The 18,432-nt window shown below is 75.4% G+C and carries 18 protein-coding genes; 7 read left to right on the top strand and 11 right to left on the bottom strand.

Annotation, left to right across the window (positions count from 1 at the left end):
- Positions 1–2 precede the first annotated feature (2 nt).
- From PH189_RS19455 to PH189_RS19435, 4 genes are all read right to left on the bottom strand, one after another.
- Entirely contained in the window at positions 3–1,370 is a 1,368-nt protein-coding gene (locus PH189_RS19455) for an FAD-binding oxidoreductase (RefSeq protein ID WP_274190477.1), read from the bottom strand.
- A gap of 132 nt (positions 1,371–1,502) precedes the next feature.
- Positions 1,503–2,438 carry a YihY/virulence factor BrkB family protein gene (locus PH189_RS19450; RefSeq protein ID WP_274190476.1) on the bottom strand — a complete coding sequence of 312 codons (936 nt, stop codon included), beginning with the start codon at positions 2,436–2,438 and terminating at the stop codon, positions 1,503–1,505.
- A 58-nt stretch (positions 2,439–2,496) separates the two neighbouring features.
- Positions 2,497–3,024, bottom strand: a complete 528-nt coding sequence (locus PH189_RS30340) for a UGSC family (seleno)protein (protein WP_337994172.1) — start codon at positions 3,022–3,024, stop codon at positions 2,497–2,499.
- A 5-nt stretch (positions 3,025–3,029) separates the two neighbouring features.
- Positions 3,030–4,478 (bottom strand): thioredoxin family protein, encoded by a 1,449-nt coding sequence (locus PH189_RS19435; protein WP_274190473.1) that lies wholly within the window; start codon positions 4,476–4,478, stop codon positions 3,030–3,032.
- A gap of 119 nt (positions 4,479–4,597) precedes the next feature.
- Here PH189_RS19435 and PH189_RS19430 point away from each other — a divergent pair, with 119 nt between their 5' ends.
- The 3 genes from PH189_RS19430 to ligD are packed head-to-tail and all read left to right on the top strand — an operon-like array spanning position 4,598 to position 7,545.
- The gene (locus tag PH189_RS19430) at positions 4,598–4,996 is read left to right on the top strand and encodes a CopG family transcriptional regulator (RefSeq protein ID WP_274190472.1); all 399 of its coding nucleotides are present in this window, start codon (positions 4,598–4,600) and stop codon (positions 4,994–4,996) included.
- A 20-nt stretch (positions 4,997–5,016) separates the two neighbouring features.
- Positions 5,017–6,111, top strand: coding sequence for an extracellular catalytic domain type 1 short-chain-length polyhydroxyalkanoate depolymerase (locus PH189_RS19425; RefSeq protein ID WP_274190471.1), 1,095 nt, complete (start codon positions 5,017–5,019; stop codon positions 6,109–6,111).
- Between the two features lie 9 nt (positions 6,112–6,120).
- Positions 6,121–7,545, top strand: a complete 1,425-nt coding sequence (gene ligD, locus PH189_RS19420) for a non-homologous end-joining DNA ligase (protein ID WP_274190470.1) — start codon at positions 6,121–6,123, stop codon at positions 7,543–7,545.
- A 19-nt stretch (positions 7,546–7,564) separates the two neighbouring features.
- Here the strand turns inward: ligD and PH189_RS19415 are convergent, their stop codons facing one another.
- Positions 7,565–8,416 carry a hypothetical protein gene (locus PH189_RS19415; RefSeq protein WP_274190469.1) on the bottom strand — a complete coding sequence of 284 codons (852 nt, stop codon included), beginning with the start codon at positions 8,414–8,416 and terminating at the stop codon, positions 7,565–7,567.
- Positions 8,417–8,570: 154 nt separating this feature from the next.
- Between PH189_RS19415 and PH189_RS19410 the strand changes: the two genes are divergently transcribed.
- Positions 8,571–9,374 (top strand): glycerophosphodiester phosphodiesterase family protein, encoded by an 804-nt coding sequence (locus PH189_RS19410; protein WP_274190468.1) that lies wholly within the window; start codon positions 8,571–8,573, stop codon positions 9,372–9,374.
- 222 nt (positions 9,375–9,596) lie between these two features.
- On the top strand, positions 9,597–9,941 hold the full coding sequence (locus PH189_RS19405; protein WP_274190467.1) for an RNA polymerase-binding protein RbpA: 345 nt from the start codon (positions 9,597–9,599) through the stop codon (positions 9,939–9,941).
- A 77-nt stretch (positions 9,942–10,018) separates the two neighbouring features.
- Here the strand turns inward: PH189_RS19405 and PH189_RS19400 are convergent, their stop codons facing one another.
- The 4 genes from PH189_RS19400 to PH189_RS19385 form a co-directional block, all read right to left on the bottom strand.
- Positions 10,019–10,792, bottom strand: coding sequence for a polyprenol monophosphomannose synthase (locus PH189_RS19400; RefSeq protein WP_274190466.1), 774 nt, complete (start codon positions 10,790–10,792; stop codon positions 10,019–10,021).
- Entirely contained in the window at positions 10,789–12,366 is a 1,578-nt protein-coding gene (lnt, locus tag PH189_RS19395; RefSeq protein WP_274190465.1) for an apolipoprotein N-acyltransferase, read from the bottom strand. Before lnt ends, PH189_RS19400 begins: the two co-directional genes overlap by 4 nt.
- Positions 12,360–13,469 carry a M24 family metallopeptidase gene (locus tag PH189_RS19390; protein WP_274190464.1) on the bottom strand — a complete coding sequence of 370 codons (1,110 nt, stop codon included), beginning with the start codon at positions 13,467–13,469 and terminating at the stop codon, positions 12,360–12,362. The genes lnt and PH189_RS19390 overlap by 7 nt, the downstream gene beginning before the upstream one ends.
- 73 nt (positions 13,470–13,542) lie before the next feature.
- Complete coding sequence (locus PH189_RS19385) at positions 13,543–13,749, bottom strand: hypothetical protein (protein ID WP_133828686.1); 207 nt, start codon at positions 13,747–13,749, stop codon at positions 13,543–13,545.
- Between the two features lie 136 nt (positions 13,750–13,885).
- On the opposite strand from PH189_RS19385, the gene PH189_RS19380 reads away from it, so the two are divergent.
- Both PH189_RS19380 and PH189_RS19375 read left to right on the top strand, forming a co-directional pair.
- Entirely contained in the window at positions 13,886–15,856 is a 1,971-nt protein-coding gene (locus PH189_RS19380; protein ID WP_274190463.1) for a DUF2339 domain-containing protein, read from the top strand.
- Positions 15,857–15,948: 92 nt separating this feature from the next.
- Positions 15,949–16,920 (top strand): 5'-3' exonuclease, encoded by a 972-nt coding sequence (locus PH189_RS19375; protein ID WP_274190462.1) that lies wholly within the window; start codon positions 15,949–15,951, stop codon positions 16,918–16,920.
- An 8-nt stretch (positions 16,921–16,928) separates the two neighbouring features.
- On the opposite strand, the gene PH189_RS19370 is transcribed toward PH189_RS19375, so the two are convergent.
- Positions 16,929–17,342 (bottom strand): MmcQ/YjbR family DNA-binding protein, encoded by a 414-nt coding sequence (locus PH189_RS19370; protein ID WP_274190461.1) that lies wholly within the window; start codon positions 17,340–17,342, stop codon positions 16,929–16,931.
- Positions 17,342–18,430 (bottom strand): DUF4333 domain-containing protein, encoded by a 1,089-nt coding sequence (locus PH189_RS19365; protein WP_274190460.1) that lies wholly within the window; start codon positions 18,428–18,430, stop codon positions 17,342–17,344. The genes PH189_RS19370 and PH189_RS19365 overlap by 1 nt, the downstream gene beginning before the upstream one ends.
- Positions 18,431–18,432: the final 2 nt, after the last annotated feature.

The raw sequence follows: 18,432 nt of genomic DNA, 5'->3' as shown, positions 1-18,432 counted from the left end.
CCTCAGCCCGTCACGGTCTTGGTGTAGAGGTCGGGGAGGCGACCGTCCGGGTCGTACCGCGCCTTGAGCTCGCGGTACGTCGCTCCCCCGTACAGCGCGTCGAACTCATCGCGGGTGTAGCTCGCAGTGGAGTACAGCGACTTGTGGCCGTCCAGGGCCATCAGGACCTGCTCGATGCGGCGATTGTGATGGTCGGGCGCCATGCCGGGCGCCAGCTCGGCGTCGGACCAGAACCCGACGTTGACGTAGGTGGTGTCCGGGGCCAGGGGGTAGAGCGGCCACGCACGCCCGTCACGCTGTTTCAACGGGCACAACCACACCGGACTGATGCCGATTTCCCGATGGAAGAACTCGAGGAAACCCGGGAGCCGGTCGACCGGCACCTCGACGTCCTGGATGATCGGCTCGACGCCGGCGGCCCCGTTGCGGCGGGCGATCGCCTGCGACAGGCCGAGGCGACGGTCCAGGGCGACGAGACGGCGGTAGACGTCGGAGCGGCGATAGCGCGACGGCCACAGGCGCCGCACCGTCGGGTTCTGCACGCCGAGGGCCCGCGAGCACCAGAACCAGTCGGTGTCCCAGCGCCACAGGTAGTCGTGGATCGTCAGGTAGTCCGTGTCGCGTGCCTGGATCGACCGGTAGTAGATCCCCTGCCCGGTGTAGTCCGAGAGGTACGGCGCGCTGTCCACCATCTCGCCGAGCGAGAGGTAGTGCTCGTGGGGGGAGAACACGGTGCCGTCGCAGAAGTCCACCCGCTCCCCCGCCCACCGCCCGGTCGCGGTGATCTCGGCGAGCGCGGTCGCGGTCGCCTCGGCGGTCCCGAATCGGACGTGGCGCAGCCGCACGAACGGGCGGACCGGGGCGAGCTCGATGCGCAGTCGCAGCGCGTACCCGAGCGTGCCGTAGGAGTTGGGCAGGCCGGCGAGGAGATCGGGGTGGTCGACGGTCGAGAGGATCTCGCCGGTGCCGGTGAGGACGTCGGCCTCGATCACGGACTCGTGCGGCAGGCCGTCGCGGAACGACGTCGACTCGATGCCGAGCCCGACGACGGCGCCGCCGAGGGTGATCGTCTTGAGCTGCGGGACCACCAGCGGCATCAGCCCGTGCGGGAGGGTGGCGGCGACGAGGTCGGAATAGGTCGTCATCCCGGCCACGTCCGCGGTACGGGCCACCGGGTCGACCGACAGCACGCGGTCCAGCCCGTCGACGGCGAGCCCCCTGCGAGCACCGCCGCCGTCCCGGAAGCGGAACAGGTTCGAGGTCTTCTTGCGCAGCCGCACCGGGGCGTCCGGGGGGAGCTCCGCGAGCCCCCGCCGCACGGCGTCCACGGCCTCACGATGCGCGATTCCGGCGTCCGCGCCGACGGTCATCTGGGTGCCTCCTCCCGGATCTCGCGGAGCAGCGTATGCCCGCCGTGAACCCGAGAGCACCGGGAATCCGATGTTCCGTACGCCACCCGAGGGATGGCGGGTCGGTCAGGGGTCGTCGAGGACCCCGTCATGTCACCCGACCAGATCGGCCACGAGCTCGATCCCGGTGCGGCCGGCCTCGCTGCGGTCCGAGACGGATTCCGGTGCGCGGGTGTCGGTCCACACCGTGACCAGGAACAACCAACGGACCACGAGATAGACGATCAGCAGGAAGCCGACCAGGGCGCCCAGCGCCGCCACCGCGGGTGAGGTGCCGATCAGACGGAAGTACAGACCACCGATCTGTTGCAGGACGACGAGTCCCACCGCGGCGACCGCCGCCGCCGGCAGCAGCGGGCGCAGGGCCCGCGCCGGGCGCGGCAGGTGGGCCAGGCACCACGCGACGACGAGCCAGTTCGCGGCCAGCCCGATCGCGATCGACCCGACCGCCAGCAGCGCCCGGGCGCCGAGGGTGCTGGTCAGGCCCAGGAGGTCGAGCAGCCGCCTCCCCAGGACGCCGGTCAGCGACGCCAGCGCGAACGAGACGGCCAGCGCGACGCCGATGCCCAGCAGCGCACCGACGTCCGAGACCGCGTGGCGCAGCCGGTGCTCCGGGCACGGCCGTCCCAGCAGCGCGGTCACGGCGTCGCGCAGGTGGCTGATCCAGCTCCAGCCGGAGATCGCCGCGGCCGCCAGTGCGAGCGCGCCGAGGGTCCCGCGCTCGGCCACGACGACGTGGACGACGTCGACGACCTCCACGCTCACCGGCTGGGGCAGGGCCACCGCGAGGAGGCTCTCCACCTGGGCGAACACGCTCTGGCTCGAGGACAGCACGAACCCGACCACGGACACCGCGAGCATCAGCAGCGGCACGAGGGCGAGCACGGTGAAGAACGTGACCGCGGCGGCGAGGTGGTCACCGTGGCGGGCGCGGTAGAGCCGCCGGGTCTCGCGCAGGCGCCGCCACGACGGCGCCACCCGGCCGGTCATCGGCCGGCGGACGCGTGGCCGCCACCCCACCGGTGCCATCGGGTCAGGCAACCACGCCCGCCCCGGGACACCGCACCGGGGTCCGTCGCCCCGTCCTTCAGGGGCCCGCGGTGTCCCCGGTGACCGCTGCGAGGACCCGCGGCAGCGCCTCGTCGGCGAGCGCGGCCATCTCCGCGTCGGTGCGGTCCTGGATCGGGTGGGCGACGTAGACCGCCGGCACGCCGGCGAAGCCGAGGGCGCGCGCCTGCGCGTCGGTGGCGGAGACGAACTCCGTGGACGCGACGAACGTGGCCGTCACGCCGTCGGCCTCGAGGGCGGCGAGGTCGTGCACACTGCACGACGTGCACGAGCCTCAATCGGCGAGGGCCTCGATCACCACGTCGCACTCGGCGGCGATCTCCGCGCGCAGGTCGGCGGGCGCGGGGCGGGTGAAGGTCGGCTTGGCGTAGCGCCGGACCGCCGCGCCCCGCTCGGCGAGCAGGGTCTCCAGGCGGTCGAGGAAGACCTCGCCGCGGGGCTTCGAGATGTCGAGCAGCCCGACGGTGCGCCCGGCGAGGTCGTCGGGACGCGGCCCGACGGTGCGGGCGGCGGGGCGTGCCTCGTCGGTGGGGTCCAGGACGATCAGGGAGCTCACGGGTCCTCCTCGATGACGCGGGTGACGGGCGTGCTGCCGCCGGGGCCGCCGACCCAGCCGCCGAGGACGGCGGAGAACTTCCCCGCTCCCCCGCCGGCGACGGCGATCATCAGCCCGCCGGGACGGAACTTCGGACGCGGCCCCAGCGGCCGGTGCCGTGGCGCCGGCATGCCCTCGTCGATGCCGTCGGCGCCGCGCGCGATCTCCTCGGGCGCCAGCAGGAGCAGCTCGTCGAGCTCGGCGTGCAGGCGGGCCCGGTCCCAGCCCGCCTCGGCGAAGACCGCGGTGTGCTCGGGGACGACCACGAGCACCGCGTCGAACCCGGGCGCGAGCTTGGGGTGCCCGACGCCGCGCAGCCCCCGGGCGAGCGACCGCGCCAGCGACTCGGGCGTCCGCGAGATCTGGTCGACGACGCCGTGGGCGCCCTCGGCGGCGAACACCGTCACCGCCGAGGCCCCCGCCGGGACCCCGCGCGAGACCGAGAGCGGCTCCCACGGCGAGCGCTGCTCGTCCTCGGCGAAGCAGAGCCCCACCTTGCCGGGCTGGCCCAGGGTCGCGCGGTCGACCTCGCCGGGACGCCCGCCACCGACGTTGCGGATCACCAGCTGCAGCGCGCGCCCGATCGTTGAGTTCGCCCGGGTGCCCTGCCCCAGCGCGTTGCCCCCGGTGTTGACCCCGATCCGGCACGCGATCGGGCCGTGGACCAGGACGGCCGGCGCGGCGCCCCACGTGGTGGCGAGCAGGCCGTGGGCGTTGAACTCCTCGGCGCAGGCGGCCTCGACGGCGGCGAGCACCACGGGGAGGTACTCGGGGCGGCAGCCCGCGAGGACGGCGTTGATGGCGACCTTCTCGACGGTCGCCGGCACGAGGTTCGGCGGCACGGTGGCGACGACCTCGTCGGGCGCCCGTGACGTCCCGGCCAGCATCCGCAGCACGCGCGCCGGCGTCGGCGCCACCACCGGGAGCCCGTCGGTCCAGCCGCGGTCGTAGAGCGCCTCGGCCTCGTCCTCGAGCCCGGCGAGCTCCACGCGCCGGGCGTGCAGTTCGTGCCCGCGGGTGCGCACCAGCAGCTCCTCGGCCACCGCCGGATCGTGGGTGCGCGAGCCGCAGCCCGGCTTCCAGTCGGTGAGCTCCGCGCCGAGGCCGGCGACGCCGGACAGCTCGCGCCAGCGCGCCCGGTCCCAGCCCTCGGCGCGGTCGGTCTCGGCGCCGCCCCGGCGGCGCAGCAGCGTCGGGACCACGTCGATGCCCAGTGCGAGGCTCGCGTCGAGGCCGGTGTCGTCGACGACGGCGACGCCGTCCGGGAACGTTGGGTCGTCCTGGCTGTAGACGGTCGCGTCGAGGTCCCCGAGCACCGGAGCGACCAGCTGGCAGGTCGGGCAGTCCTGCTTGACCACCACGACGAGCCCGTCGTCGGGGACGGGGGCGGACACCGTCGTGGGCACGGACGGCACGCTACCCAGACCGGGTGCGGTCGTGTCGAGAATCCCTGCACCCGCGACGCGGACTTGCGCGCGCCCCGCCCTCCGTGCACCATCCACATGGATGGCGTGGGGAGGGCATGATGGCCGGTGAGCCGGACCGTACCGAGAAGATCACCGTGAACCTCGGGCCGGTCGACCTCGGCCGGATCGACCTCCTGGTGCAGGAAGGACACTTCACCAACCGCACCGACTTCATCCGCACCGCCGTGCGCAACCAGCTCACGGCGAGCGCCCCCGCGATCGAGCACACGGTCGCGCGCCGCACCCTCGTGCTCGGCACGCAGCACTTCTCCCGCCGTGAGCTGGAGGCGATGCGTGACCGGGGCGAGCAGGTGCACATCCGGGTGCTGGGGCTCGCCACCGTCGCCGACGACGTCACGCCCGAGCTCGCGCTGGCCACGATCGCCTCGGTCGAGGTGCTCGGGGCGTTCCGTGCGAGCCGGGCCGTCAAGTCGGCGCTCGGGTCCCGCATCGTCTGACCGCTGTCCCTGGAGGCACTGTGTTCCGTACCGCCAAGCTGATCCGCGAGACCCTGCGCGCCGGGACGGCGGTGAACGGGACGAGCGAGGCCGCGCGCCTGATGCGCTCCGGCCGGCTCATGGAGGCCACCTCCGCCCTGCAGGAGCGCCTCGGCGGCGGCCTGCCCACGAGCAGGGGCTCGATGCCGGCCGGATTCACGATGCCGGCCGGATTCACGATGCCCGGACCCCGTGGCGCCGGCGCCCGGACGTCCGACCGCGCGCCCGGCACCGTCACCCGCGGCTCGGCCGGTGGCCTGGCCTACCGCCTCTACGTCCCCACCGGTGCCCCCACCCTCGGCGCGCCGCTGCTCGTGATGCTGCACGGCGGCACCCAGGACGCCGACGCGTTCGCCGCCTGCACCGGGATGGACGAGGCGGCCGAACGAGCTGGGGTGGTCGTCGCCTACCCGGAGCAGTCGCGCTCGGCGAACGCGATGGGCTACTGGAACTGGTTCCGTCCCGGCGACCAGGCGCGCGACGCCGGCGAGCCCGCGATGATCGCCGCCGTCACCCGCGCGGTGACCGCGCAGCACGGCGTCGACCCGGCGCGCATCGCCGTCGCCGGGTTCTCCGCGGGCGCGGCGATGGCCGCGGTGATGACGGCGACCTACCCGGACCTGTTCTGCGGGGCCGGGGTGCACTCGGGGCTCCCCCACGGCGCGGCGCGCGACGTGGGCTCGGCGTTCGCGGCGATGTCCAGCCCGCCCAGGACGGTGACCGACGCCGGTCCGGTTCCGCTGATCGTCGTGCACGGCGACGCCGATCGCACCGTCGCGGCCGGCAACGGCGAGGCGGTGGTGCGGGCGGCGCTCGTCGCGAAGGGCGCCACCGAGCACGTCCGCGAGACCGGGCGCACCGAGGGTGGGCGCGGCTGGACGCGGGAGCGCTGGTCCGAGCCGGGCGGCCGGGTGCTCGCGGAGTCGTGGACGGTGCACGGCATGGGCCACGAGTGGTCCGGGGGCCGCGCCGGGGAGAAGTACGCCGACCCCACGGGTCCGGACGTCGCCACGGCGATGTTCGCGTTCTTCGGGTTCACCACGACCGGGGTGCACCAGGACCGCGAGGTCGGGTAGATATCCCCCGTGCCCGACCTCTCCGAGTACAACGCGAAGCGGGATCCGGAGCGCACGCCGGAGCCGTTCGGAGAGGTCGGGGAAACCCCCGCCGGGGAGCGCTTCGTGATCCAGGAGCACCACGCGCGCCGCCTGCACTACGACGTCCGCTTCGAGCGCGACGGAGTGCTCGTCTGCTGGGCGGTGCCCCGGGGCCTGCCCGACAAGCCCGGGGCGCCCCGGCTCGCGGTGCACACCGAGGACCACCCGCTGGAGTACCTGGAGTTCCACGGCGAGATCCCTGCCGGCGAGTACGGCGGCGGGGCCATGACGATCTGGGACGCCGGGCACTACGAGGTCGAGAAGTGGTCCGACACCGAGGTCGCGGTGACGCTGCACGGCGAGCGGGTGGACGGCCGATTCGTGTTCTTCAAGCCGGACCGGAGCGACCACGACGAGAAGGACTGGCTCGTCCAGCGCCGGAAGTCCGACGCCGCCGCGCCCGCGCGGAACAAGGCGGCGCAGTCCCCGCGGGTCGCGGTCGGCGGCCGGTCGCTGCGGCTGTCCAACCTCGACAAGGAGCTCTACCCCTACGTCCCCAAGGCCTCGGTGATCGACTACTACGCCCGGGTCGCCGACACGATTCTCCCGCACCTCGCCGGCCGGCCCCTGACGCTGCGCCGCTTCCCCGACGGCATCTCCGCCCCGTCGTTCTACGAGAAGAACGCGGGAGCCAAGGCGCCGGAGTGGCTGCGCAGCGTCGAGGTCCCGACCCCCGGGAGCAGCCGGGGCACGACGACGGCCAACTTCGTGGTGGTCGAGGAGCTCGCCACGCTGGTCTACCTCGCCAACCTGGCGGTCCTCGAGCTGCACGTGCCGCAGTGGCGGGTCGACGAGGACGACGTCGTGCAGCCGCCCGACGAGCTGGTGTTCGACCTCGACCCCGGCGAGGGCACCACGGTGGTCGACTGCGCGCGCCTGGCCGAGCGTCTGCGCGGCGTCCTCGCCGCCGACGGGCTCACGCCCTGCCCGAAGACCAGCGGCAGCAAGGGCATGCAGGTCAGTGCCGCGGTGCGGGTCGACGACCCGGGGCGCACGTCCGCCTACGCGAAGAACGTCGCCGAGCTCCTGGCCCGCGAGACCCCGCGCTCGGTCACCGCGATCATGGCCAAGGACCGGCGGCGCGGGAAGATCTTCGTCGACTGGAGCCAGAACAACACGGCGAAGACCACCGTCGCGCCGTACTCGATGCGTGCCCGCGCGGCGAACGGTGCGCCGACGGTGTCCACGCCGCTGACGTGGGACGAGGTGACCGCGGCCACCGAGGTCCGGGAGCTGACCTTCTCCCCCGCCGACGTGCTGGCGCGCATCGAGGCCGACGGGGACCTCTACGCCGCGGCGCTCGGCGAGGGCGTCGAGCGCCCCGACCTGCCGGAGAAGCCGTCGGCGGGCTGAGTCGCGACCTGCGAGCCTCTCAGCCGAGCACGCGGTTGGTGGCGCGACCGACGCCGTTCACGACACCGCCGACGGCGTCCCCGACCCCGCCGACGATCCCGCCACCGCGGGAGCCGGACCCGCCGCCGCTGCCGGACCCGCCGCCGGAGCCACCCGAGCCGCCGCCGGAGCCACCCGAGCCACCCGAGCCGGAGCCCCCCGAGCCACCCGAGCCGGAGCCCCTGTCCGAGCCGGAGCCACCCCCCGAGCCCTCGTCGTCGTCGGCGTCACGGGGGGTCCGGGTCTCGCCACTGCTGCCACCGGCCGTGGTCTCGTCATCCTCGGCCGCGGAGGTCGTCGTGGTACGGCGCGTCGACGGCGTCGTGGTCTCGTCCTCGGCGTCGCGGGCCAGCACCCGCGGCGCGACGGTGACGGTGCGCGGGGGTTCGGCGAGCGCCACGCTCGGGTCCTGCAGCGGCGGGAGCACCGAGGCGTCGGCCGGCGACCCTGGCTGCGGGCCGCGGGTGCTCGTTCCGGGGGGCACGGCTCCGCCCGGGAGCGTGCCCGGGGCGACGACAGGGAAGGTGCCGACGCGCGGCAGGGCGGTGTTCTCGCCGTTGTTCGCCAGCGTCGAGACCGCCAGCGGGACCACGGCGGCGGCCGCGGCGACCGAGGCGGCGGCCAGCCCCCAGCCCCGGAGACGGTGCGCGCCACCGGTCGCCACCGGGGCGGCAGCAGCGCCGCGACGGCGGTGCCGGGACGGCGGGGGCGGCGGCGAGGGTGCGAGCTCCTCGGGGGCCTCGTCGAGGCCGCGGCGGGCCCAGCTCGGGAGGTCGTCGGGGACGGACCCGGACGACCACCAGGAGGGCTCACCCCCCGACCCCTTCGGCATCTGCGCTCCCCTCAGCCCAGCGTGATCGCCGAGACTACTGCATGTGCACGAACGCCTCCACGGTGGCCTGCGGCCCCACCGAAACGTGTCATGGGTCAGGCCCGGAGTGGATGCGCTGCGCAGGATGGCCGGCGACCGGGCAGACTCCGCGGACGTGACCCCGGCGCAGCACCCGTACCTGGCCGGGCGGACCCCGCGCGCGTTCGCGCACCGCGGCTGGCACATCGGCGAGCTCGAGGGCCTGGAGAACTCGCTGGCCGCGTTCCGGAGGGCGGTCGACGAGGGCTACACCCACGTCGAGACCGACGTCCACGCCACCGCGGACGGCGTCCTCGTCGTGCACCACGACGCCACCCTGCGCCGCGTCGCGGGCCATCCCGGGGTGCTGCGCACGATGCCCTGGGCCGACCTCGCCGGCGTGCGGCTGCGCGGGCGCGAGCCGCTGCCGCGCCTCGAGGAGGTGCTCGAGGCGCTGCCGGAGACGCGGTTCAACGTCGACCTCAAGGCTCCGGGCAGCCTCGCGCCGATGCTCCGTCTGCTCGAACGCGACGACGTGGCCGAGCGGGTGGCCGTCGCGAGCATGGACGAGAGCCGCCTGCAGGCGGTCCGGGCACGGTTCGGCGACCGCGTCGTCACCGGGCTCGCGAGCCGCTCGGCGCTGCGGCTGCGGGGACGGGCCGTGGCGCCGTCGCTGCTCCGGCGCCCGCTGGACCGCGTGCTCCGCGTGCACGGCGATCTGGCGCAGCTGCCGGTGCGCTTCGGCTCCCTCACGGTGATCGACCCCGCGATGGTCGCCACGGCGCACGCGCTCGGGATCGAGGTGCACGTCTGGACGGTCGACCGGACCTCGGAGATGCACCGCCTGCTCGACCTCGGGGTCGACGGGCTCATGACCGACCGGCCCGATCTGCTGCGCGACGTGCTCGTCACCCGGGGGGCGTGGACCGCGCCGGCCTGACCGAGATCCGGATGGCACGCAATTCATCGCGCACGACCCGATACCGTGTGGAGGCGCGCCGGTCGGGGTATTCCGTAGCCGGTGTGCACCCGTGAGTCGGGTCACGCGCGGGGTGAACGGCGGGCATCACGGGAACGAACCGTGGTGGTGCGGCGTTGACCCACGCGTGCCCGAAGGCCGTGCGTCCTCGGGTGCACTTGCAGTCGAGGAAAGGACACCATCATGGCCGACCGCGTCCTCCGTGGCAGCCGTCTCGGCGCTGTCAGCTACGAGACCGACCGCGACCACGACCTCGCCCCCCGTCGTTCCTTCGCCTACCGCTGCCCCAAGGGCCACGACTTCGAGGTGCCGTTCTCGGACGACGCCGAGGCGCCCGTGACCTGGGAGTGCCGCCTCCACGGCGACGAGGGCAAGCGGATCGACGGCACCGAGCCCGAGCAGAAGAAGTCCAAGCCTCCGCGTACCCACTGGGACATGCTGCTCGAGCGCCGTTCGGTGCCCGAGCTCGAGGAGCTGCTCGACGAGCGTCTGGGCCTGCTCAAGGAGCGCCGCTCCGAGAGCGCCTGAGCGCTCACGAGATCGTGAGGGCCGTTCCGGCATCCGCCGGGGCGGCCCTTTCGCCTGTTCGCTCCTGATGCTGGTCTTCAGCGTGGGCGGGCCCGCCGACGTCGCGCCCGGTCGCGCACGGCCCAGGACGTGATCCGCCACAGCGCCTCGCGGACGACGGCGCCGCTCATCTTCGACTCGCCGTGGGCGCGCTCGACGAACGTGATCGGGACCTCGCGCACCCGCATCCCCGCCCGCTGCACCCGGAACGCGACGTCGACCTGGAAGCAATAGCCCTCCGAGGCGACCGTCGCCATGCCCACCTCGGCCAGTGCGCCGCGCCGGAAGCAGCGATAGCCGCCGGTGACGTCGTGCAGCGAGAGCCGCAGCGCCCGGCGCGAGTAGACGTTGCCGGCGCGCGAGAGCAGGCGCCGGTGCCACGCCCAGCCCTCCGTCCCGCCGCCGGGCACGTAGCGGGACCCGAGCACGACGTCGGCGTCCCGGGCCGCCGCCAGCAGACGGGGCAGCTCCTCCGGGGCGTGCGACCCGTCGGCGTCCATCTGCACGATCCACCCGACGCCCTCGGCGAAGCCGTCGCACCCGCCGTCGAGCACCGTGCTGAACGCGTCCACGTACGCCGCGCCGAGACCGGCCCGCGGCGCGTGGTGGTGCACCCGGACGCGGGCGTCGGTCGCGGCGATCGACTCGGCGAGCGTCCCGGTGCCGTCGGGGCTGCCGTCGTCGACGACGAGGATCCGGAGCGCGGGCAGGGTGTCGAGCAGTCGCGTGACGAGGCCGGGCAGGCTCTCGCGCTCGTTGTACGTGGGGACGGTGACCAGCACGTCGGCCCCGTCCGGACGCGGTCCCGTCACGCGGCGTCCCGCCGGCGCCGCACCAGCCCCACGGCCACCGCGGCGAGGCCCAGCGCGACCAGCACCCACTCGGGAGCGGGGCCCAGCCGCGTGGCGAGCGTCGTCGTGGTCCGCAGCGGCACGGTCTCGACGAGCAGCCCGGGCGTGAACAACGGCCCGGTGCGGGCGACGAGCGTCCCGTCGGGCGCCACGATCGCGCTCTGCCCGCTCGTCGCCGCGATGACGACGGCGCGGTCGTGCTCGATCGCGCGCAGCCGCGACATCCCCTGCTGCTGGTAGGTCATGTCGCTGTACCCGAAGGTCGCGTTGTTGGTGGGCACCGTGAGCAGGTCGGCCCCGCCCCGGACGGCGTCGCGCACGGAGTCGTCGAACACGACCTCGTAGCAGGTCACGACACCGAGCCGGGCCGGGCCGGTGGGCAGCACGCCCGTGCCGGTGCCGGGCTCGAAGTCGGTGACGCGGTCGACCAGCGGCGAGACGAGCTCGGCGACGCCGCGCAGCGGGATGTACTCGCCGAACGGGAGGATGTGGCGCTTCACGTACGTCGTGCCGGGACCCTGGCCCGGCACCCAGACGATCGAGGCGTTGCGCGGCCCCCGGACCAGCGTCCCGTCCGGGCCGCGGGTGCCGGAGAGCACGGCGCCGACCACCACCGGCACCCCGATCTCGTCGGTCACGGCCCGGATCTCCCGGGCGGCGTCGGCGTTGCGGATCGGGTCGATGTCCGAGGCGTTCTCCGGCCAGATCACCAGGTCGGGGCGGGGGGCCCGGCCTGCGCGGACGTCGTCGGCGAGACGGCGGGTCTGCGCGACGTGGTTGTCGAGCACCGCCCGGCGCTGGGCGTTGAAGTCGAGTCCCGCGCGCGGGACGTTGCCCTGGACGGCCGCCACCGTGATCGCCGGGCCCGGGGCGTCGGCGCGCACCGACGGCAGGGTCGCGAGGCCCGCGAGGGGCCCGAGCAGGACCGCGACCAGGGCGCCGGCCGCGGCGCGGGGACGCCGCGGGGGTCGCAGCGCGCGCACGAGGGCCCACAGGCCGGCCCCGGTCAGCGCCACGGCGACGCTCACCAGCGGCGCGCCGCCGAGCGAGGCCAGCGGGGAGAACAGCCCGCCGGGCTGGCCGAACGCGACCTTGGCCCAGGGGAAACCGTCGAAGGGCCACCGCTCGATGAGGGCCTCGCCCGCCACCCAGACGCACGCCACCCACACCGGCGCGCCGGGCAGACGCGTCACGAGCGGGAACAGCGCCACCGGGACGGCGACCACCACGACGAGGGCGACGAGCAGGAGCAGCCAGACGGCGCCGACGTACTCGCCGGTCCAGTGCAGCAGCGGCAGCTGGTAGGCGACGCCGACCAGCGCCCCGAGCCCGAACGCGCTCCGCACCCGGCACCCGTCGACGACGGCGACGACCAGAGCGAGACCCAGCGGCGCGGCCCACCAGGCGCCGAACGGCGGGAACGCGACGTAGAGCAGGAGCCCCGCCACGACCGCGCCCAGGAGACGCAGCCAGAGGGCGCCCCGAACCGATCGTGCGGGTGCCGTCCGGGCGGGCTCGGGGTGGGTCGTCAGCACGAGAGCAGGTCGTGGGGCTGCCGGTTCACCGGCTCGCAGCCGTCGTCGGTGACCACGACGATGTCCTCGATGCGGGCACCCCAGCGCCCCGGGAAGTAGATCCCCGGCTCGATGCTGAACGCCATGCCCGGCTCGAGGACGAGGTCGTTGCCGGCCACGATGTAGGGCTCCTCGTGCACCTCGAGACCGATGCCGTGCCCGGTGCGGTGCACGAAGTACTCGCCGTGCCCGGCGTCCCGGATGATCGCGCGGGCGGCCTCGTCGACGCTCTCGGCGGTGACGCCGGGGCGCGCCGCGGCGACCGCCGCCGCCTGGGCGCGCTGGAGCACCGCGTACACGTCGCGGACCTCGTCGCCGGGCTCCCCCACCACGTAGGTGCGCGTGGAGTCGGAGTTGTAGCCGTCCGGCAGCGGCCCGCCGATGTCGACGACGACGACGTCGCCGGCCTGGATCATCCGGTCGGACACCTCGTGGTGCGGGCTCGCGCCGTTGGGCCCGGAGCCCACGATCACGAACGCCGCCTCGGCGTGGCCCTCCTCGAGGATCGCCGCGGTGATGTCCGCACCGACCTCGGCCTCGGTGCGCCCGGCCACGAGCCAGCCCGGGACGCGGGCGTGCACGGCGTCGATGGCCGCGCCCGCGCGGCGCAGGGCGTCGACCTCCACGTCGTCCTTGCGCATGCGCAGCTCGCGCAGCACCGGCGTCGCCAGCTCGAGCGAGGCCTGTGGCAGGGCGTCACGCAGGCCGAGGACGTGCAGGGCCGGCATGTCGGCGACCACCGCGACGCGCCGGGCGCCGCCGAGACGGGAGGCGGCCAGGGCGTGCGGGTCGACGCCGTCGGTCCAGGTCAGGGTCTCCATCGCGTCGACGGCGGTGCCGTCGAGGCCGGGGCGCTCCAACGTCGGGACGACGAACGCGGCGTCGCCGTCGACGGGCAGCAGCAGGGCCGAGAGCCGTTCGTGGGAGTGCTTGACGACGCCCGTGAGGTACTGGAGATCGGGCCCCGGCGTGATCACCAGGGCGTCGACCCCGGCCTGCCGGGCGGCGGCCCGGGCGCGCTCGAGCCGGGCCGTCACGCGGTCGGACGCGAGGGTGCTGCTCATGGTCGCCGAGCCTAGGACAGGCCGGACCGTGCGGGGTGCGCCCCGGTCAGGTCGCCGGGGCGCACCCGCGGGATCACTCGGCGAGCTTCGCGAACGCCTGCGCCCAGAGGAAGTACTTGTTCGTGCCCAGGTCGCGCACGGTCTTGATGTTGAACGCTTCCTTGAGCTTCTCGGCGTCGCTCTCGCTGACGCCCTGCAGGGCGGCGACGGGTGCGTCGGCGATCTCCTGCGCGGACTTGGTCTCGTACTCCTTGTCGAGCTTGCTCGCGATGTCACCCATGGTGGGTCTCCTCTCGGTACGCGGGAATCGGCAACCGGCCTGTGCCCGCTCGTCGCGGGCGCCACGCGACACTCATCGTCCGGACTGAGTAGTCCTCCCCTGGGCGGGCGGCTCGCGGAAGGCCAGGCTCCGTGCCATGAACACCCCGGTGCCGCAGGACGCGCTCGTCGTCCGCCTCGGTGACGACCTCGCGGGCGTGGCCCGCGAGGTGGACCGCATCCGCACGACCCTCCTGACGCTGCAGAGCGCCCCGCGAACGACCGCCCCGGCGTCGGCGTCCGTGCCGGCTCCCCCGCCGCCCGGGCCCTGGGCCCCGCCGGTCGCGTGGGCCCCGCCGGTCGCGTGGGCCCCGCCGCCCGCGGGCTGGGGGCCGCCGTCACCGCCGGCTCGCCCCGCCCCCCGGCTCCCCCGTCCGCCCCGGGCCCCCCGCGCCGCCTGGTCGCCGGCGAAGCTGCTCGCGGTCACCGGCGCGGCGACGACGGTGCTCGGCGTCGTGCTGCTGCTCGTCCTCGCCGCCGGGCGCGGCTGGTTCGGTCCCGAGGCGCGGGTGATCGGCGGCGCCCTGCTCGGCCTGGCCCTGGTCGGGATCGGGGTGCGCGTGCGGCGCCGGGCCGGCGACGCCGAGGTACCGTCCGCCGCGGTCGCCCTCGCCGCGACCGGCGTGGCGGCGCTCTTCCTCACCGTGGCCGCCGCCGTCGCCCTCTTCGGGCTCCTCCCCCTCGCCCTCGGCGCCCCGTTCGCCCTGGCGGTCACCGCCGGCGGGCTGGTGCTGGCCGACCACTGGCGCCACCAGGGCCTCGCCCTCGGCGTGCTGGTCGCCGCCGGGCTGGCCGCTCCCCTGGTCGTCGGCGGGCCGACGCCCACGCTCGTCGCCCTCGTGCTCGGTGCCCAGGTCGCCGCCGTGCTCGTCGCCCGCCGTCGCACCTGGCTCGCCGTCGCGACGACCGCCGCCGTCGTCTCGACCCTCGCGGCCCTCGGCGCCGCGATCCGGCTGCTCCTCGGTGCCCCCGACACCCACCTCGCGACGACCGTGGCGGTGCTCGCGGTCCTGGTCGCCGGCGGCGTCTCGGCCGTCCTGCTCGGCACCTCCGGCCGGGTGGCCGCCACCGCCGTGCTCGGGGCGCCGGTGCTGCCGGTCCTGCTCGTCAGCATCGGCCTGGCCCGCATCCCCGGCACCCTCGTCGCCGGCGGTGTCGCGGTCGCCCTACTGCTCGCCGTGGTCGGGTTCGACCGCGTCGTCCCTGCCGGAGCGGACGGCACGCAGCGCCGTGGAGCTGCCGCGCCGGAGGCCGGGTACCGCGCGCTCGCGCTCGTCGCGGGGGCCGGCGCCACCGGCGCGCTGCTGGTCGCGACCGTCCTCGCGATGGGCTCCGGCCCGCTGTCGCTCCCCCTGCTCGCCGAGGCCCTCGTGCTCGGCGTCGCCGCGGCCGTGACCCGCCGGGCCGGCCCGCTGCTCGCCGCCGCCGTGCTGGGCCTCGTCGGGGGTCTCGTCGCGCTCGGGCAGGACGCGCCGATGGAGCTCGTCGCGAGCTTCCCCGCTCGCCCGTTCGTCGTCACCCTGCCGGGCGGCGCCGTCACGGCGGGTGCGGTCGGCGAGCTCGCCGCGGCCCTCGTCGTCTACCTCCTGCTCTCCGCCGTCGCCCTGGTCGGCCTGGTCGCCCTGGGGCGGCTCGGGTGGCTGCGCGACCGCGGCCGGGCCGCGACGGCTGCCGGCCTGCTCGGGGTCGTCGCGCTCTACGGGGCGGCCGGTGCGGTCGTGACCGCGGCGCTGCTGATCTCGCCCACCCGCGACGCGTTCCTCGTCGGGCACGTCCTCGTGACGGTCTCGTGGACCGCGATCGCGCTGGTCCTGCTCGCGCGGGGCCTGAAGGACTCGCTCTCGCGGGTGCTCGGCGGCGTGCTGGTGATCGCCGCGGTGGTGAAGCTCGTGACCTTCGACCTCACCGCCCTCGACGGCCTCGCCCGCGTCGCGGCGTTCCTCGGCGCCGGGCTCGTCCTGCTCGCGGCCGGGTCGCGCTACGCCAAGGCCGTCATCGCCGCACCGGGAGCGTCCGGTGCGGACGGTGCGCCTGGCTCGGGCGGCTCGGCAGGCCCGTCGGAGGCGTGAGGCCCGTTCCGTCGCGCTCGTGCGCGCTCGTCCGTGTCGGGACACGGGCAGGCGCGCACGAGCGCGCCGCGCCAGGTGGGAAGCTGCCGCTCATGGACGCGCCGGTGATGCTGCTCGACTCGGCCAGCCTGTGGTTCCGGGCCTTCTACGGGGTCCCGGCCACCCTGACCGCGCAGGACGGCACGCCGGTGAACGCGGCCCGCGGGTTCTGCGACATGGTCGCCCGCCTGGTCCGCGAACGTCGCCCCGGTGCCGTGATCGCGTGCCTCGACCGCGACTGGCGCCCGGCGTTCCGCGTGCGCGCGATCCCGTCGTACAAGGCCCACCGCGTCGACCCCTCGATGGGCGACCCGTCCTCCCCCGTCGGCGGCGCCCCGGACGCCGAGGCCGCGCCGCCCGAACTCGGGCCGCAGGTCGAGATCATCCTGCAGGCGCTCGCCGCCGCCGGGATCCCGACCGCGGGGGCCGAGGGCTACGAGGCCGACGACGTCATCGGCACGCTGTGCGCCACCGAGACCACCGACGCGATCGAGGTGGTCAGCGGCGACCGGGACCTGCTGCAGCTCGTCCGCGACGAGCCCACCCCGACCCGCATCGTCTACATCGCCCGCGGGGTGTCGAAGTACGAGCTCTACGGGCCGGAGGACGTCGCCGCCCGCTACGGGGTGCCCCTCGCCCGTGCCGGGGACGGCTACGCCGAGATGGCGATGCTGCGGGGCGACCCCTCGGACGGCCTGCCCGGCGTGGCCGGCATCGGGGAGAAGACCGCGGCGCAGGTGGTCTCGAAGTTCGGCTCGTGGGACGAGATGATCTCCGCGGTGCTCGACCGCTCCGACACCCGCATGTCCTCGGCCGTGCGCGCGAAGATGGCGCGGGCCGGCGAGTACCTCGTCGTGGCGCCCGAGGTCGTCCGCGTCGCCCCCGACGCCCCCATCGACTGGACCGGCGAGCGGCGCACCCTGCCCCACGAGCCCGCGGACCCGGACGCGCTCGCCGCCCTCGCCGAGCGCTGGAACCTCACCGGCTCGGTCGACCGGCTGGTCGCGGCGCTGCGGGGCGAGTAGGGGGCGGATCAGCCGTCCTGGCCGCGGCCCTGCTCGGCGAGCCAGGCCTTGGCGACGGTCTTCGGCGCGCGGTCGACCCAGGCGTCCTCCACCAGCTCGCGCAGCTCGTCGACCCCGATCCGCTCCAGACGCACGAGCACCGCGGGGAAGCCGTCGAAGTGCGGCGTCGTGAAGTAGACGGCCGGGTCGTCGGCGATCAGCGCCTCCTTGACGCCGAGATCGGCCACCCGCACGCCGAGCACGTCGCCCTCGGGCAGCGGCACGCCCGCGGCTTCGAGGGCCGCCTCGTCGGAGCGGCGCAGCGGTCGCTCCCAGACGAAGCCCTTCTTCGACACCCGCCAGTGCGCCGAGCCCCACGACACCGCCTCGTCGGTGCGCGGCAGGGCCAGCGCGAGACGGCGGACGTCGTCGAGCGTCGCCATCAGCGTGGTTGCCCGACCGAGTAGGTGCCGCTCGCGTCGATGATCGAGACGGGCACCTGGGCGGGCCGGCCGTCGACGGTCGCCGAGCAGGTGAACGTCGCCCCGGGCCGCACCTCCTGGTCCGACGGGCACGTGACCCCGGTGATCTGGCGGCGCCAGTCCTCCGTGACCACCCGCGTGACGCCCTGCGTCACCGAGTCCGCGTCGAGGACGTCGACCCGGGCGAACCGCGGCCCGACGACGAACGCCAGCAGCCCCAGCACGATCAGCGCGATCACGATGAGGGCCGCGACGACCAGGCCCACCGCCTTCCAGGGGAAGGGCTTGCGGGGCTGCGGCGGGTACGGACCGCCCCAGCCCGGACCGGGCCGGCCCCAGCCCGTCGCGTTGCCGGGCGCCGCCCACACCGACGTCGGGTTCGGTCCGGGGCCGGGTGCGGGCTGCTGGACGTAGCCGGTCGGGCCGTAGCCGGGCTGGGGGCCGTCACCCTGGTGCTGGCCGTAGCCCTGCTGGGGCGGGTATCCCTGCTGCTGCCCCTGTCCCGGCTGACCCCAGGCGGTCTGCTGGCCGGTCTGGCCGTACCCGGTCCGGCCGTACCCGGGCTGCTGCCCATAGCCCGGCTGGCCATAGCTCGGCTGCTGGCCGTAGCCCGGCTGCTGCCCGTAGCCCGGCTGCTGCCCGTAGCGCGACTGCTGCCCGTAGCTCGGCTGGCCGTATCCCGTGGGCTGGCCGTATCCCGTGGGCTGGCCGTATCCCGTGGGCTGGCCGGACGGCGGGGCCCAGGGCTGCTCGGCCGGCCCGGCGTGCGGCCCGCCGGGTTGCTGCTGCGGCGCCGGGCCACCGGGGGGCGCCCACGGGCTCGGCTCGCCGGCGGTCGTCGGGCCCGTCGGCCCGGGCAGCCCCTCGGGCGGGGTGTCGTCCCGGGTGGCCGGGCCCGAACTCCCCGGATCGTCCTGCTCCGGACCGTCCGGCTCCGCGCTGTCCGCCCTCGGGTCGTCCGCGGCTGGCCGCCCCGCCCCCGAGCTCTCCGCCGCGGGCGGCGCCCAGGGCGACTCCGGCCGGCTCGGCTCCTCCGGCGGCGTGCTCACGG

Source organism: Actinomycetospora chibensis (assembly GCF_028737215.1).
Classification (GTDB): Bacteria; Actinomycetota; Actinomycetes; order Mycobacteriales; family Pseudonocardiaceae; genus Actinomycetospora; species Actinomycetospora chibensis.
Note: the sequence above shows the minus strand (reverse complement) of the source record. Positions and strands in the feature narration are given on the sequence as shown.

What these genes read in the sequence shown, in the direction of transcription:
- PH189_RS19380 (WP_274190463.1), top strand. Translation starts at nt 13,886, where the DNA reads ATGAACACCCCGGTGCCGCAGGACGCGCTCGTCGTCCGCCTCGGTGAC.
- PH189_RS19390 (WP_274190464.1), bottom strand. Translation starts at nt 13,469, where the DNA reads ATGAGCAGCACCCTCGCGTCCGACCGCGTGACGGCCCGGCTCGAGCGC.
- PH189_RS19385 (WP_133828686.1), bottom strand. Translation starts at nt 13,749, where the DNA reads ATGGGTGACATCGCGAGCAAGCTCGACAAGGAGTACGAGACCAAGTCC.
- PH189_RS19370 (WP_274190461.1), bottom strand. Translation starts at nt 17,342, where the DNA reads ATGGCGACGCTCGACGACGTCCGCCGTCTCGCGCTGGCCCTGCCGCGC.
- PH189_RS19455 (WP_274190477.1), bottom strand. Translation starts at nt 1,370, where the DNA reads ATGACCGTCGGCGCGGACGCCGGAATCGCGCATCGTGAGGCCGTGGAC.
- PH189_RS19430 (WP_274190472.1), top strand. Translation starts at nt 4,598, where the DNA reads ATGGCCGGTGAGCCGGACCGTACCGAGAAGATCACCGTGAACCTCGGG.
- PH189_RS19450 (WP_274190476.1), bottom strand. Translation starts at nt 2,438, where the DNA reads ATGGCACCGGTGGGGTGGCGGCCACGCGTCCGCCGGCCGATGACCGGC.
- PH189_RS19415 (WP_274190469.1), bottom strand. Translation starts at nt 8,416, where the DNA reads ATGCCGAAGGGGTCGGGGGGTGAGCCCTCCTGGTGGTCGTCCGGGTCC.
- PH189_RS19375 (WP_274190462.1), top strand. Translation starts at nt 15,949, where the DNA reads ATGGACGCGCCGGTGATGCTGCTCGACTCGGCCAGCCTGTGGTTCCGG.
- PH189_RS19405 (WP_274190467.1), top strand. Translation starts at nt 9,597, where the DNA reads ATGGCCGACCGCGTCCTCCGTGGCAGCCGTCTCGGCGCTGTCAGCTAC.